The following is a 15,625-nucleotide window of genomic DNA, read 5'->3' as shown; positions in this document are numbered from 1 at the left end:
CCCTGCCCAGTCTGCTACGGAGCATGCCGGGGCGCCCCGCAAAAATCGTGTGAACGTTCGTTCCTGCAGGTCAGCGGTGCGGCGAACGGGTGAGGCCGGGATCGCCGGCCGGCCGGTGGGCGGGGTGGGTCCTGCCGGGGCATGTGCCGGGGTCACAGGCGCTCCAGCCGTTCCAGGACGGTCGCCAGCACCGGCCCCGGCAGGGCGTAGTTCAGGCGTAGCGAACCCCGGCCGCCGGGGCCGAACTCGGCACCGTCGGAGGCCTCCAGGCCGCAGCGCTCCACCAGCGCCCGGCGGGCGTCTGCGGGCGGCAGACCGAGCGTGGCGGCGTCCAGCCAGAGTAGGTACGAGGCCTGCGGGGCGGAGCGGACGGCGGGCCCGAGCCGGTCGGTCAGCCGGGTGCGGGCGGCGGCCAGGTGGGCGAGCAGCGCGTCCAGCCAGGGGGCGCCTTCGCGCAGCGCGGCCTGTTGGGCGGTCTGTTCCAGCAGGCCGCCCTCCCAGAGGCCGTAGCCGGCCAGCGCCTCGGTGAGCCGGGCCCGCAGTCCGGGGTCGGGGACGAGGGCGAAACTGCTGGGAATGCCGGAGCAGTTGAAGGTCTTGCCGACGGAGTTGAGGGTGACGGCCAGGTGCCGGTGCGCCGGGTCGACGGTGGTGACGGCGACGGGGTGGGTCCGGCCGGGGTGGGTGAGGTCGCCGTGCACCTCGTCCGAGACCAGCAGCGCACCGTTCTCGGCCGCTCGCGCGGCGAGACCGCGCACCGCGCCGGCCGACCACACCGTGCCGGAGGGGTTGTGGGGGTTGCTCAGCAGCACGGCGCCGGCGGGGTGGGGGAGCGGGCCGCGCGGGAGCCGGTAGCCGCCCGGGCCCAGGTGCAGCGGCAGTTCGCGGTACGGGAGGCCGGCCGCGCGGCAGAGCTGGGCGAAGCCGCCCCACTCGGGGGTGGGGAAGAGGACGGGGGCCTGCGGCCGTGCGGTCTCCAGCAGGATGCGCAGCGCGGTGCGGGGGCCGCAGGGCAGCAGCAGGACCCAGTCCGGGTCCACCGCGGCGCCGTGCCGGGCCCGGTACCAGTCGGCCACCAGTGTGCGGCCGGCCGGGTCGCACGCCGTGTAGCCGTACGCGCGGTGGCGGGCGCGCCGCTCCAGCGCCTCGGCGACGGAGGGCGGGCCGGGCAGGTCCATGTCGGCGAGGCCCATCGGGATCACCCCAGGGGCGTCCGCACGGGCCCACTTGCTGCTGCCGGTGCCGGCGCGGTCGAAGGGGGCGTCAAAGCCGAAGCCGGGGTCGGGGTCGTCGGCGGGTACGGGGGTGGAGGCGTGGCGAACAGATGACAGATTTCGAAATCTGTCATCTGTTCGCTGAAAGCTGTCGTCTGTCATCTGTCCGCCGCCAGGTACGCCGCGAGCCCTCGCTGTCCACGGAGCATCATCACCGCGTGGTTGGCCCGGAACAGCGGGTGCAGCGGCAGGGCGAGCCGGCGCAACAGGGGCTTGCCGGGCCGGGTGTCCTCCTCGAAGAGCACCCGGCTGCCCGCGCTGCCCGCGCCGCCCGGCCCGTCCGGCGTCACCGTGAACCGCGACCACCCGTCCAGGTCGCCCCGCATGGTCACCTCCAGCACCCCGGCGACCGGGTCGCGCCGACTCGCCACCAGACCGATCGCCAGTCGGTACGGCAGCAGTGCGCGCACCACCATGTCCCCGGAGTCGTCGCCGGTCGGCCGGACCTCGCGGACCTCCGGCCACCACAGCGGATAGCTCCGCACGTCCTCCAGCGCCGCGTAGACGGCGGGCGCCGGAGCCGCGAGCCGCCAGACGCCCCGGAATCGGTAGTGGTTGGGATCCACGGCCCCACCCTATTCCGGCCCGGTCGGGCGGAGGGGCGAACGCTGTTGGAACGTTGCCGAGTTGGTCCGCGGCTCGGACCCGGCCCGGAAGTGAACGTTTTGGAAACGCCCGCCAGCCGGGAAGGGGGCACTCCGCTTGCACCCGTTCGGGGTGCAGGGGAGGATCTTCCGTGCTTGTAGTCTCATCAGTCACGGCAGCATCCCCTGGGCGCTGCAACCCCAGAACCGGAGTGAAGGAGTCACAGGCATGCGGCGACCGAGCTGGGTACCGGAGGGTACGGACCTGGACAAACCGAACGCCGCGCGGGTCTACGACTACTACCTGGGGGGCTCGCACAACTTCGAGGTCGACCGGGAGATGGCCCGCAAGGCGATCGCCCTGTGGCCGGAGCTGCCGCAGATCATGCGTTCCAACCGCGCCTTCCTGCGCCGGGCCGTGACCTTCCTCGCAGAGCAGGGCGTCACCCGCTTCCTGGACATCGGCTCCGGTATCCCGACCTTCGGAGCGGTGCACGAGATCGCCCGCGCGATCCGCCCCGAGGCGACGGTCGTCTACGTGGACCGCGACCCGGTCGCCGTCGCGCACAGCCGCCTGCTGCTGGAGGACGATCCGGGCAGCGCCGTCGTCCAGTCCGACCTGCGCGACGCCACCGACCTGCTGGCCCGTCCCGAGGTCGCCGAGCTGCTGGCGGCCGGCGAGCCGGTGGGCGTGCTGCTGGTCGCCGTCGCCCACTTCGTCGGCGACGAAGACGACCCGTGGAAGCAGATCGGTGTGATCCGCGACGCCCTCCCGCCCGGCAGCGCGCTGGTGCTCTCGCACGCCTCTCTGGAGGGCCGCCCGGACCAGGCCGAGGACCACCAGAAGCTCTACCGGCGGACGCCGACCCCGCTGACCATGCGCACCCACGAGCAGATCACCGCGATGTTCTCCGGCTTCGAGCTGGTCGAGCCGGGCGTGGTCTACCTGCCGCTGTGGCGCCCGGACCAGCCCGGTACGGTCGGCGAGCACCCCGAGCGGATGACCGGGGTGGCGGGCGTGGGGTTCCGCCCTTGATCGGACGCGACGGACGAGGCACCGACGGCCGTACGCCCCGCGCGGCGGCCGCCGGGAGCGCGGCGCCGGGTACGGGCGGCAGCGGGACTCGCGACCGCGGGATCCGCGGCAGTGAGACGCACGGCCGCGGGACTCGCGACCGCGGTGTGCACGGCCGCGGTACGGGCCGAGCGGCCGTCGCCGGGCCCGCCGCAACCGGCGCGCACAGCAGAGGAACCAGGTTCAGCAGATGAGTACCACCCCGGTGCGCGGCAACGCGGAGCGGTTCCACGAGGACTGGGCCCGGCTGCTCTCCGCCGACCACGGCATCGCCGTCGACCCCGGCCTGCTCGGCCGGCTGGTCGCGCGCACCGCCGCGCTGCTGCACCGTGCCCAGGAGGACGAGCCGTTCGAGCCGCGGCTGGCCGCGCAGGCCGGCGCCGAACTGGTCGACGCCCACTTCACCGACCCGGTGCTGCTGGCCCGGGCGGTCGAGCTGCTCCAGGCCCAGCCCGTCCACGACGACCGCGGCCCGTCGCTGACCGGTGCCTTCGCGGCCGGCTGGGCGGCCGCCCTGCGCGAACGCACGCTGACCGAGCAGGAGGCCATCCGCACCGCCGCCGACGCCGCCCGCAAGGAGGCCGAGCGGGCGCTGCGCGCCTCCGAGGCCCGGTTCCGGGCGCTGTTCGAGAGCGCCGCGATCGGCATCGGCATCGGCGACACCGACGGCAACATCATGGCGGTCAACAAGGCCCTCCAGGGGCTGTTCGGCGCGGGCCCGGAGGACATGATCGGCCGCCGGGTCGGCGACCTCGTGCACCCCGAGGACACCCCGGGGGTGTGGGAGGCGTACGAGGAGCTGATCAGCGGCAAGCGGGACTACTTCCAGTTCGACAAGCCGTACTACCGCCAGGACGGCGAGGTGGTCTGGACCCACCTGACCGTCTCGCTGATCCGCGACGACGACGGCTCCCCGCAGTACCAGGTCGCGATGCTGGAGGACGTCACCGACCGCTACCGGCTCCAGGAGCGGCTGCGCCACCAGGCCACCCACGACCCGCTGACCGGCCTGCCCAACCGTGCGGCCTTCTTCGAGCGGCTGGAGAAGCTGTTCGAGGAGCCCGAGCCGGGCGCCCGCTTCGGCCTCTGCTACGTCGACCTCGACGGTTTCAAGGTGGTCAACGACAGCCTCGGCCACGACATGGGCGACCAGCTGCTGGCCGCCGTCGCCGCCCGGCTGAAGGCCGCCCTCAGCCCGCTCGGCCACCTGGTGGCCCGGCTCGGCGGCGACGAGTTCGTCGTCCTGCTGGAGAAGTGCCGGGGCGAGCAGGAAGCGGTGGCCGCTGCGAAGACCGTGCTCAAGGCGCTGGCCGGGCCGGTGCTGATCGGCGACCACAAGCTCGCCGTCGGCGCCAGTGTCGGCGTGCTGGAGCGGCGGGTGTCCACCACCACTCCGGGCGCCGCCGTCCGCGCCGCCGACCTGACGCTGTACCGCGCCAAGGAGGCCGGTCGCGGTCGCTGGACCCTGTTCGACCCCAAGGAGAACGCCCGGGCGGTCAGCCGCTACGCGGTGTCGGTGCGGATGCCCGCGGCCCTCGACCGCGGCGAGTTCTTCATCGACTACCAGCCGCTCTACCGCCTCGCGGACGGCCGGCTGGCCGCCGTGGAGGCGTTGGTGCGCTGGCGTCACCCGCAGCTCGGGGTGCTCGGCCCGGACGAGTTCGTCACCACCGCCGAGGAGACCGGGCTGATCATGCCGCTCGGCCGCTGGGTGCTTGAGCAGGCCTGCGGCCAGGCCTCGGACTGGATCAAGCAGTACGGCGACGCCGCTCCGCAGCTCAACGTCAACCTGGCGGTCCGGCAGGCGCGCAGTGCCGCCCTGGTCGGAGACCTCGGCCGGATCCTCGACAGCACCGGACTGGACCCGGCCCGGCTGCAGCTGGAGATCACCGAGTCGACCGTGGTCGGGCCCGAGGACGAGGCGCTGCGCACTCTGCACGGGCTGGTCGACCTCGGGGTGTCGCTGGCCGTGGACGACTTCGGCACCGGCTGGTCCAACCTCGCCTACCTGCGCGACCTGCCGGTCTCCGGGCTGAAGATCGCCGGTTCCTTCGTCGGCGACCTGCACGAACCGGGGAAGGACGAGTCCACCGGGTGGCGGATCGTCAGCGGACTGGTGTCGATGGCGCACGCGCTCGGGCTGAACGTCACCGCCGAAGGCGTGGAGACCCACCGGGACGCCGAGCGGCTGCGGACCCTGGGCTGCGACTGGGCGCAGGGCTGGCACTTCGGGCGCCCGGTGCCGCCGGGCGAGATCGCCCGGCGGATCGTGGAGGAGCCGAACGGGCGGCCGGTCGACGAGCGCTGAGGGCCCGCTGCGGGCCGGCTGCTCGCCGGCCGCGGTGCGGCTGCGCGCAGGCGGCACCGTACCCGTCGCGGCGTCGACGGCGCCGGTTCCCCGTTGCGGACGGGTGCGTCGGTATCGGTCCTGCGGTGGGTCGGTCCTGATCCGGAAAAGCGCCCGACACCCCTGCCCGCCATGCGGGATGATGACGCGTCAAATTCACCACCCCGGCACCGGTGCGTCCACGCTCACGGCCCCGCGCCGGTCCGGGCTGCGGGGGAGGGGAACGTCGCATGGGTACGACGGAGGACGCGGACCCGGCCGAGGGCGATCGGCGCGGGCCGAGGCCCCGGTCGGCCGCCGGAGCCGAGCCGGGGAATCCGCCGCGGAGCAGGGTGGAGCGGTGGTCCCGGGGGCGTTGGCGCGGCCCCGACGCCGCCCCTGACCGGTCGTCCCGGCTCGGGGCCGTCCCGCCGGCCCGGGTGGACCCGCAGGCCGCGACCCGCCGGGCGCCCGCCACCCCGCCGCGCTTCGATCCGGAGGCCGCGACGCGCCGGATATCCGGCGTCGAGCCGCGGTACGACCCGGAGGCTGCCACCCGCCGGAAGCCGGATACCGAACCGAGGTACGACCCGCACGCTCGGACGGAGGTCCGGCCGGGCCGACCGGGGCACCCGGGAGGCGCCGATTCGGAGGCGGTGACCGAGGTCGTCCGGCCCCGGTCGGGAACCGGGGCCGGCTCGCCCTCCTGGCAGGACAGCATCGGGCCCGGCGGCCCCGCTCCGGGCGGTGGTCCCGGCGCAGACCCGGGTGGGGGCCCGGGCGGAGCGGCGGGTGGCGGGTCGGGCGGCCCCGAAGACGGGTTCGGTGACGTCCTGGGCGCCGACGGATCGTTCGAGGGCGCCTTCCCGGACGCCCTGCGGAACCGCTTCATCCCGCTGGGCCGGGCCGGGGCCGGCTCCGAGGGCACCGTCTGGTACGTCCGACGCACCGACGGTGGCGGCGACGCGGCCGTCAAGGTGGCAGTCGCCGGTCAGCCGATGGACCACGACCTGCTCGCCCACCTGCGCAACGACGGCTTCCGCCGGCACGTCCCGCACCTGATCGACTTCGGCCGGGTCCGCCACCACGGCGCCCAGGTCGACTGGGTGGCCATGGAGTACCTGCCTGTCACCCTCGCCGCGCATGTCGCCGAGCTGTGGCGGGCGGGCGGGAACGGCGACCGGCGGACCACCGAGCAGATCGTCTACGAGCTCGTCGCCCTGCTCGACTTCTGGCAGCAGCGGATCAAGCGCAACCCGCTGGACTTCAAGCCCGCCAACATCCTGGTGCGCCCCGGCAGCGGCTCCGGGGAGTTCGTGATCGCCGACTTCGGTGGCGTCGACCGGCTCACCGACAGCCGCCGGTTCACCTCCGCGATGATGGTCACCGTCGCCTACATGGCCCCCGAGCAGCTGGCCGGCAAGAACCACCAGGCCGGTCCCTGGTGGGGGCTGGGCAACGTACTGTACGAGCTGTTCGTCGGCCGCCCGCGCTTCGTCGGCGCGGACGGTGAGCGCCCGGCCGACCAGGAGCTGGAGCTGGAACTGGTCATGGGCGAGGAGGTGGACCTCGGCGCCGTCCGTGACCCGCGCCGACTGCTGCTCCTCCAAGGGCTGTTCACCAAGAAACCGGAGGACCGCTGGACCGCGTCGCAGGTCCGGAGCTGGCTGGCCGGCGGCACCCCCGAGGTGATCCGCCGCCGGCCGCAGGCACAGGCCCGGGCGCATCGGCCGGTCACCTTCCTCGGCAACCCGTTCACCGACCCGGTCCGGCTCACCGAGGCGCTGCTCAAGAACTCCGGCGCGGCGGCCCGCTGGCTCTCCACCGGGGGAGCGGAACGGGTGCGCGACTGGCTGCGGGACGAGGTCGAGGACACCGTCTTCGACCTGCACCACCTCTCCGACGTGGCCCGGGCGTCCGGCTCCCGGCGCGAGTCCGTGGCGGCGGTCGCGGTGCTCGCCCTGGGCGCGGCCTTCGCCCCGGGCGCCGTCCCGCACTACCGCGACCGTCCGATCGACACCACCGGGCTGGAACGCGTCGTCTCCGAACCGGACGGCGCCGAGTTCATCGACGAACTGGTCCGGGGCGGGGCGCCGGCCGTGGTCGCCCGCTACGACTGCTTCCACCCCGAGTGCGCGGGCGAGCACTGCTCGCGGCTGCTCGCGCTGGCCGGACTGCCGGAGGTGCTGGCCGAGGTGGACCGGTTGGCCCGCACCGTCGGCGGCGGCCGGCGCGGCGGCGACGGACTCAGCCCGGAGGAGCGCGAGGAGGCGCACCGGCAGGCGGTCTGGCTGAGCATCCGGCCCGAGGAGCGCGCGCGGTTGCTCGGCCGGCTCTCGCCGCTGCCCGCCGCACTGCACCGGCTGCCGCTGCCCGAGCGGGTGTCGGAGCTCGCGGCCGTGGTGGCCGCCACGGTGGTGGACGGCGCGCTGGCGGTGGGCGCGGGCGCCCGCACCGCCGTACGGACGGTCGCCCGCAGGCCGGCGCCCGACCCGGCCGCGGCCACTCCCCGGGTCGTCGTGCGGCGCCGCTGGTCCGCGCTGCGGCGCCGGGCGGTGGGCGCCGACCCGGCGCAGCCGGCCGGGCGGGCGGCCCTGGTCGCGGCGGAGGCCCTGCGGAGGCGTGGACGGGGACGGCCCGAGCGGCCCGAGCCGGAGGCCGGGGTGCGTCGGGAAGGACGGCTGACCCGACTGTGGCGCGACCGGCGCCGGCGGCCGCCGGCGGACTGGCGGGGCCGGCTGGCCGCCTGGTGGCCGCACGCCCGCACCGCCCTTCCACGCCGGGCCGGGGCGGTCCTGCTGCTGCTCCTCGCCTTCGGGCTGCTGCTGTGGGCGGGGGCGGTGCTCCGCTATCCGATCGAGGCGGGGGAGAAGCTCGACCTCTCGCCCGCCGGTGCCTTCGGCGGCCACCTGCGGAAGGCCGGCGACCACGCGGCCCGGCAGGTGGTCGGACAGCTCGGCGCGGGTCTCGTCGCAGCCGCCGTGATCGCCTTCTTCCCCGCCCGGGTGGGCATCGGCACGGCGCTGCTGACCGGGGCCGGGGCCCTGGCCATCGGCTATCTGCGGCTCGGTCCACCGATGACGGCCCTGGAGACGCCGCAGTCGGTGGCCGACCGGGTGGTCGTGTTCGAAGGCGGGATGGGGAGCTGGGCCGGCGTCGCGGCGGTGGTGGCGGTCGTGGTCTCGCTCATGCTGATCGAACGGGCGTCCAACCGGCTGCTGAAGCCCGCTCATGAGGCCCGCAAGGAGGTCCGGGAGGCCTGGCGGCGGTTGGACGCGCGCAGCGCGTCGCGGTCGTCCGGGGCCACCGCCGCCGAGCGGGTGTGGAGCGCGCCGTCCGGGCAGTGGCGGACGGGCGGTGCCGGCGCGCGCGACCGGGTGCGGTTCGCGCTCGGGACGACGGCGGTGCTGGTGCTGCTGCTGTGGGCGGCGGTCGAGGTGCGGCTCGCGGCCACCGGCGTGCACCGGACGCCCGGCTCCTGGGGGACGGGGCAGAGCGGTGCGGCCTACCAGGCAGGGTTCGTCCTGCTGCTGGCGGTGGTGTCGCTGGTGAGCACCCTGGGGACGCCGGCCACCGCCCGGGGGCTGTTCGCGCTCTGGGTGCCGGCCACCCTGTTCCTGGGCGCGTGGCCCGGGCCGCTGGGGCCGGTCGAGGCACTGCGGATTCCGGTGTTCGAGGGGCCGTTCCGGGCGATCGCGGGGCTGTGGGGCCACGGGGCCTTCTGGGCCGCGCTGCTGGTGGCCCTGCCGCTGGCGGCGTACGCGGGCCTGCGGACGGTCCGGGGGCCGGCGGGGCGCGGGTGACGGATGGCCACTGACGGATGGCAGCGAACGGCTGACGGCCGACGGCTGACGGACGACAGCTGACAGATAACAGCTGACAGATTTCGAAATCTGTCAGCTGTTATCTGTCGTCCGTCGCCGGAACTCCGTCGGCTGTCCGCTGCCGTCCGTCCGACCCGCTCAGCCGACCAGCCGGGAGAGCTCGATCGAGTGCCCCGTCCGCTCCACCTTCGCCCGCAGGTAGCGGACGTTGCTCGCCGACAGGTGCACGCCCGTCGGCACCCGGTGCCGCACGATGATCCCCAGCTCGGCCAGCTGTGCCGCCTTGTCCGGGTTGTTGCTCAGCAGGTCGATGCCGGTCGTGCCGAGCGCGGTGAGCATCTGGGCGGCCGCCGTGTAGTCCCGGCCGTCCTCGGGCAGGCCCAGCGCGGTGTTGGCGTCGTACGTGTCCAGGCCGGAGTCCTGCAGGGCGTAGGCGTCCAGCTTGTTGTACAGCCCGATGCCACGGCCCTCCTGCCGCAGGTAGAGCAGGTACCCGCCGGCCTCGCTGATCCGTTCCACCGACTCGCGCAGCTGCGGCCCGCAGTCGCAGCGGTCCGAGCCGAAGACGTCGCCGGTCAGGCACTCGGAGTGCAGCCGCACCAGCGGCGTCCCGCCCTCGGGGACCGAGCCGAGGGCGAGCGCCAGGTGCTCGGCGCCGTCGGCGAGGTCGTGGAAGGTGAAGACCTCCGCCTCGGCGCGGTAGCCGTCGGGGAAGGTCAGCGGGATGCGCACACGCGAGCGCACCGTGGCGGAGCCGGGCTGCGGCATGGGTGGGCCTCCGTGGATCGGGGATGGACCGGGGCGAGCCGGGGTGGACCGGACCGGGACGGACCAGGCCGAGGTGGCACGGACCGGGGCGGATTCGATCGGACCCGGATGGATCGTGGTGGATCGGAGGTCGACCGTACTAGGTAGTTCCAATTTGAACAACCAGGGGCCTGGTGTTGCCGGACTCGACCGCGGAGACGCACAACACCCCGTCAGCCCCGTCTGTTCCCGCCGGGTCTTCCAGCATGTGGATGGTGCGGGAACCGGGGTGTGGACACTGCGAGACTTCCCCCGTTTCCTGGGCACGTCCCCCCGACCCACGGGAACGCTGCGCAAGCCCATCGACGACCACGGAAGGGTCCTGACCAGATGCCGACGACCCCCGCCACCCCTGTCTCCTCCGTTTCCTCCGCCTCCCCCTCCCTCGACGCCGAGCAGCGCGCGATAGAGGCGCTCTACGCGGACGTGGTCCGCCGCAACCGGGGCGAGGACGAGTTCCACCAGGCCGTCCACGAGGTGCTGGAGACCCTGGCGCCGGTGCTCGCCCACCGCCCCGAACTCCTCGACGCCCGGATCATCGAGCGGATCTGCGAGCCCGAGCGGCAGTTGATGTTCCGGGTGCCGTGGACGGACGACTCCGGCGACATCCACGTCAACCGCGGCTTCCGGGTGGAGTTCAGCAGCGCCCTCGGCCCGTACAAGGGTGGGCTGCGCTTCCACCCCTCGGTGAACCTCGGGATCGTCAAGTTCCTCGGTTTCGAGCAGATCTTCAAGAACGCGCTCACCGGTCTGCCCATCGGTGGCGGCAAGGGCGGCTCCGACTTCGACCCCAAGGGCCGTTCGAATGCCGAGATCATGCGGTTCTGCCAGTCCTTCATGACCGAGCTGTACCGGCACCTCGGCGAGTACACCGACGTGCCGGCCGGGGACATCGGCGTCGGCGGCAGGGAGATCGGCTACCTCTTCGGCCAGTACAAGCGGATCACCAACCGGTACGAGAGCGGTGTGCTCACCGGAAAGGGCCTCGGCTGGGGCGGCGCGCAGGTGCGTACCGAGGCCACCGGCTACGGCTGCGTCATGTTCACCTCCGAGATGCTGCACAGCCGCGGCGAGAGCCTGGACGGGCGCCGGGTGGTCGTCTCCGGGTCCGGCAACGTCGCGGTCTACGCGATCGAGAAGGCGCAGCAGCTCGGCGCGACCGTGCTCACCTGCTCCGACTCCTCCGGGTACGTGGTGGACGAGAAGGGCATCGACCTCGACCTGCTCAAGGAGGTCAAGGAGGTCCGGCGCGGCAGGGTCTCCGACTACGCCCGACTGCGCGGCAGTCACGTCAAGTTCGTCCAGGGCCCGGGCGTGTGGAACGTGCCCTGCGACGTCGCGCTGCCCTGCGCCACCCAGAACGAGCTGACCGAGGCCGACGCACTGGCCCTGGTGCGCAACGGGGTGCTGGCCGTCGCCGAGGGCGCGAACATGCCCACCACCCCGGAGGCGGTGCGGGTGTTCCAGGAGGCCGGGGTGGCCTTCGGCCCGGGCAAGGCGGCGAACGCGGGCGGCGTCGCGACCAGCGCGCTGGAGATGCAGCAGAACGCCTCGCGCGACTCCTGGACCTTCGAGCACACCGAGGAGCGGCTGGCCGGGATCATGAAGCACATCCACGACTCCTGCTTCACCACCGCCGAGCGCTACGGTCACCCGGGCAACTACGTGGTCGGCGCGAACATCGCCGGCTTCGAGCTGGTCGCGGACGCGATGCTGGCCCAGGGTCTGATCTGAGCGGCTGAAACAGACTCGCTGGTTCAGGGCCGCGGATTCAGGGCCGGTGATTCAGGGCCACTGAATCGGGGGCGCTGAATCGCGGCTTCCGAATCCCCGCCGTCGATGGCCGTCACCCGGCGATCGCCACCCGACCGGAGCGGGCACCGATTGTCGGGTGCGGCAGGGTGGGTCCTTCCTACGGTGAAGGTCAGTAAGGGAAGGGCGGGGTTGGCGTGCTGGAGCACCTGAACCGGGCGATGGACCGGATCGAACGGGACCTGGACCGCGAGGTCGACGTGGCCGAGCTGGCACGGATCGCGATGACGTCGGAGTACCACTTCCGGCGGCTGTTCTCGATGCTTGCCGGGATGCCGTTGTCGGAGTACGTCCGGCGCCGGCGGCTCACCGTCGCCGGGGCCGAAGTCCTCGACGACGAGCGGACGTTGCTCGACATCGCGGTCCGGTACGGGTACTCCTCGGGGGAGGCGTTCGCCCGGGCGTTCCGGGCCATGCACGGAGTCGGGCCGGGGGAGGCCCGGCGTGACGGTGCGGTGCTCGTTTCCCAGCCCCGGATGTCCTTCCGACTCGTCGTGGAGGGAAGCAGCAGTATGGAATACCGGATCGTGGAGAAGCCGGACTTCCGGATCGTCGGGAGAAAGGCGCGGGTCACCCTGATCTACCTGGGGATCAACCCGGGGATCGCGGAGTTCATCAAGGGACTCGGCAGGGAGACGGTCGAACGGATCGCGGCCCTGTCCGGGGACGACCCGGCCGGGATCCTGTCGGTCAGTGACGACTTCTCGCCGAACCGCGAGGAGGGGTCCGAACTCGACTACTGGCACGCGGTGGTGGCGCGCGAGGGTGTCGCCGTCCCGGCGGACCTGGACGTGCTCGACGTTCCGGCCGGCACCTGGGCGGTGTTCACCAACACCGGGCCGTTCCCGCAGGCCTTGCAGGAGATGTGGGGGGACGTGGCCAGTCAGTGGTTCCCGTCCAACCCGTACGAGGCCCGGCCGGGTCCGGAGATCCTCCGGACCCGGCCCGTCCCGGGGGCGGCCGATGTCGAGGCGGAGCTGTGGATCCCGGTGTCGCGGGCCGTGCGGGGCTGACCGGGCGCGGGTGACGGCCGACGGTCGACAGCCGACAGATATCGGATAACTGGTAACAGATGACAGCTGACAGATTTCGAAATCTGTCAGCTGTCATCTGTTCGCCCGCGCCGTCCACCCTGCCGCCCTGCCGCCCCGCCGCCACTCCGCTCACCCCGTTCGGCCCACCACCGCCCGCCAAGGACCGCCCCGTCCCGCATGCTGGGGCAGGAGGTGCGGGGGCCGAGGCGCCGAAAACCCGCGAGTTCCCGAGCAAGCTGCGAGGACAGACGTCATGAAGCAGACCTCCGTGACCACCAACGCCCCCTGCTGGACCGAGCTGGGCACCTCCGACCCGGCCGCCGCCCGGGCCTTCTACACCGAGCTCTTCGGCTGGCAGGTGGACGACGCGGCCCGCCCCGACGACGGCGACTACACCCAGGTGCTCGTCCAGGACGCCCCGGCCGCCGCCATCACCCCGCGCTACGCCCCGGATCAGCCGATCGCCTGGACGGTCTGCATCGCGGTCGCCGACGCCGACGCCACCGCCGAGAGCATCAAGAAGGCCGGCGGCCGGATCCTGAAGGACCCCACCGACGTCGTCGACCTCGGCCGCTTCTCGGTGGCCGCCGACCGCTCCGGCGCGGTGTTCATCCTCTGGCAGGCCCGCGCCTTCCAGGGCGCCGGGGTGTTCAACGAGCCCGGCTCGCTCGGCTGGGTGGAACTGCTCACCCGCGACCCGGCCGGCGCGCTCTCCTTCTACCCGGAGGTCTTCGGCTGGTCCGTCGCCCCCTCCGAGCACTACCCCCAGTGGGGCCTGGACGGCCGGGACTTCGGCGGCATGCTGACGATGGACGACCGCTTCCCGCCCCAGGTGCCGCCGCACTGGCTGCCGTACTTCGCGGTCGCCGACGCCGACAACACCGTCAGCCGGGCGGCGGCGCTCGGCGGAGACGTGCTGATGCCCGCCACCGGCGTGCCGGGCGGCCGGCGGATCGCCGTGCTGCGCGACCCCCAGGGCGCCGCGTTCGGCGTCTACACCGCCGGCAGCGAGAGCTGATCGGCGCGCCGGACGACGCGCGAGCGCCACCCCGCCCCCGCCGTGACCAGCAGCGCCCCCAGCGGCACCACGTCGCCGATCCGGTCGTACCAGGTCAGCGTCCCGGGCGCGGTGAGCGGCAGCCGGACGGTCAGCGCGCCGGTGTCGTCGGTACCGAGCCGGGCGAGCTCCCGTCCCTGGGCGTCGAAGGCGGCCGAGACCCCGGTCAGCGAGGCCTGCACGGCCGGCCGGCCGGTCTCGGCGGCCCGTATCGCCGCCAGGGAGACGTGCTGTTCGGGGGCCCAGGTGCGCTGGAAGGTCGAGGTCGAGGACTGGTAGACCAGCACCCGGGCGCCGTCCCGGGCGGCGGTGCGGGACATGTCGGGGAAGGCCGACTCGAAGCAGATCAGCGCCCCGACCGGCAGCGGCGCGCCCGCCCGGTCGGTGGTGGGCAACACGTGGAAGGACGTGCCGGGCGCCCGGTTCTCGCCCGCGGCCCGGCTGACCCCGGCGATCCAGCCGAGCACCGGCCGCAGCGGGATGTACTCGCCGAACGGCACCAGCCGGATCTTGCGGTAGCGGTCCACCACGCCGGTGGGGGAGACCAGCACCGCGTCCTTGGAGATCCGCCCGTCCGCCTTGCGTGCGTCCTCCCCGGCGACGACCTCGGAGCCGGTGGTCGCGGCGAGCCCGCGCAGGGTGTCCAGCGCGGCCGGGTCCCGGTCCAGGTCGGCGGTGGTGCTGCTCTCGCCCCACACGACCAGGTCCACCGGCTGTCCGACCAGTCCGGCCGTTATCCGCGCGCTCGCCTCGAACCGGGCCTGCGGGTCCTCCACGATGCCGGGCTGGACCAGCGCCACGGTCACGGCCCCGTCTCCGGCGGGCGCCTCGCGCAGCGCGAACAGCAGCGGGCCGGAGACCAGCACCAGCACGACGGACCCGGCCGCGACGGCCCGCGGCCGCCAACGCACCTCGGTCAGCGCGATCAGCACCCCGGTGTTCACCGCCGCCACCGCCGCGCTGACCAGCCAGATCCCGCCGGCCGAGGCCAGCCCCAGGATCGCCGGGTGCTGCCACTGGGTGGCGCCGAGCAGCGCCCACGGCCCGCCGAGCGCGGGCCAGGACCGCGCGTACTCGGTGGTCACCCAGACCGCCGGCACGACCAGCAGTGCCAGGAGTGCCCGGCGGGCGGTCAGCTGAGGGCGCAGCAGCCGGTGCACGGTGTACCCGACGGCGCCCTGGAGCGCCCCGAACAGCACCGCGAGCACCGGCAGCCCCGGCCCGATGGACGGGACCAGCCAGTACATCGCGGTCAGGATGAACCCCGTGCCGAACCACCAGCCGCGCACCGCCGCCTCCCGGCCCGAGGGTGCCCGCTGCATCAGCAGCAGTCCGGGGACGAGCGCGATCCAGGCCAGCCAGGCCTGACCGGGCACGGGGAAGGCGAGTACCGGAACCGCTCCGGCCGCCAGCGCACCGATCCGCGCGCGGTACCGGTGCGGCGCGTGCGGCTCCCGTTCCTCGGTGGCAGGCGTGCTCAGGGCCGGGCTGGTGGGAGCGGAGCGACGCGACATGATCCGTATTGTCCGCCGGGAGGGCGTGCACCACCAGTACGCCGCTCGGCCGAACGGGTGAATTGAACACCACGTGTGGAACCAGTGGCCTCAGTCGAACTGGCGATCCAGTGGCGGATCCAGCGGCGGATCCAGGGCAGGCCAGGCGCAAGCAGGGCACCAGCCGGGGGCGGGCCGGGGGCGGGCCTGCGGAGGCCGCCCCTGTCCCGCCTCGCGTGCCCTCAGCTTGATCTTTAAGGCTGGTGCTGTGCTGCGCCGCGCACGCGCGTGTCTGTTTTGTTGCGTTTCTTGCCAACTGGGTGGCGGGGTGCGGGGGTT

Annotated in this window: 10 protein-coding genes; 6 read left to right on the top strand and 4 right to left on the bottom strand. The window is 73.8% G+C overall.

Annotated features, from left to right (window positions below):
- Positions 1-152: 152 nt before the first annotated feature.
- Entirely contained in the window at positions 153-1,376 is a 1,224-nt protein-coding gene (locus ACIRRH_RS19545) for an aminotransferase class I/II-fold pyridoxal phosphate-dependent enzyme (RefSeq protein ID WP_403068631.1), read from the bottom strand.
- Entirely contained in the window at positions 1,373-1,840 is a 468-nt protein-coding gene (locus tag ACIRRH_RS19540) for an SRPBCC family protein (RefSeq protein ID WP_403068628.1), read from the bottom strand. The genes ACIRRH_RS19545 and ACIRRH_RS19540 overlap by 4 nt, the downstream gene beginning before the upstream one ends.
- Before the next feature lie 247 nt (positions 1,841-2,087).
- Between ACIRRH_RS19540 and ACIRRH_RS19535 the strand changes: the two genes are divergently transcribed.
- The 3 genes from ACIRRH_RS19535 to ACIRRH_RS19525 all read left to right on the top strand — a co-directional run bounded on the left by ACIRRH_RS19535 (position 2,088) and on the right by ACIRRH_RS19525 (position 9,062).
- Positions 2,088-2,894 (top strand): SAM-dependent methyltransferase, encoded by an 807-nt coding sequence (locus ACIRRH_RS19535; RefSeq protein ID WP_403068625.1) that lies wholly within the window; start codon positions 2,088-2,090, stop codon positions 2,892-2,894.
- Positions 2,895-3,123: 229 nt separating this feature from the next.
- Entirely contained in the window at positions 3,124-5,241 is a 2,118-nt protein-coding gene (locus ACIRRH_RS19530; protein ID WP_403068622.1) for a putative bifunctional diguanylate cyclase/phosphodiesterase, read from the top strand.
- 674 nt (positions 5,242-5,915) lie between these two features.
- Positions 5,916-9,062 (top strand): hypothetical protein, encoded by a 3,147-nt coding sequence (locus ACIRRH_RS19525; RefSeq protein ID WP_403068619.1) that lies wholly within the window; start codon positions 5,916-5,918, stop codon positions 9,060-9,062.
- A gap of 159 nt (positions 9,063-9,221) precedes the next feature.
- Here the strand turns inward: ACIRRH_RS19525 and ribA are convergent, their stop codons facing one another.
- Positions 9,222-9,851 (bottom strand): GTP cyclohydrolase II, encoded by a 630-nt coding sequence (gene ribA / locus ACIRRH_RS19520; RefSeq protein ID WP_403068616.1) that lies wholly within the window; start codon positions 9,849-9,851, stop codon positions 9,222-9,224.
- A gap of 369 nt (positions 9,852-10,220) precedes the next feature.
- Between ribA and gdhA the strand changes: the two genes are divergently transcribed.
- From gdhA to ACIRRH_RS19505, 3 genes are all read left to right on the top strand, one after another.
- Positions 10,221-11,624, top strand: coding sequence for an NADP-specific glutamate dehydrogenase (gene gdhA, locus ACIRRH_RS19515; RefSeq protein WP_403068613.1), 1,404 nt, complete (start codon positions 10,221-10,223; stop codon positions 11,622-11,624).
- Positions 11,625-11,839: 215 nt separating this feature from the next.
- The gene (locus tag ACIRRH_RS19510; RefSeq protein ID WP_403068610.1) at positions 11,840-12,715 is read left to right on the top strand and encodes a GyrI-like domain-containing protein; all 876 of its coding nucleotides are present in this window, start codon (positions 11,840-11,842) and stop codon (positions 12,713-12,715) included.
- Between the two features lie 274 nt (positions 12,716-12,989).
- Positions 12,990-13,754 (top strand): VOC family protein, encoded by a 765-nt coding sequence (locus ACIRRH_RS19505; protein ID WP_403068607.1) that lies wholly within the window; start codon positions 12,990-12,992, stop codon positions 13,752-13,754.
- Here ACIRRH_RS19505 and lnt read toward each other — a convergent pair.
- Positions 13,730-15,307, bottom strand: a complete 1,578-nt coding sequence (gene lnt / locus ACIRRH_RS19500; protein ID WP_403068604.1) for an apolipoprotein N-acyltransferase — start codon at positions 15,305-15,307, stop codon at positions 13,730-13,732. The genes ACIRRH_RS19505 and lnt overlap by 25 nt on opposite strands.
- Between the last annotated feature and the right edge of the window lie 318 nt (positions 15,308-15,625).

This window comes from Kitasatospora sp. NPDC101235 (assembly GCF_044767505.1).
Taxonomy (GTDB): Bacteria; Actinomycetota; Actinomycetes; order Streptomycetales; family Streptomycetaceae; genus Kitasatospora.
This window is presented reverse-complemented; position numbering and strand designations above follow the sequence as displayed.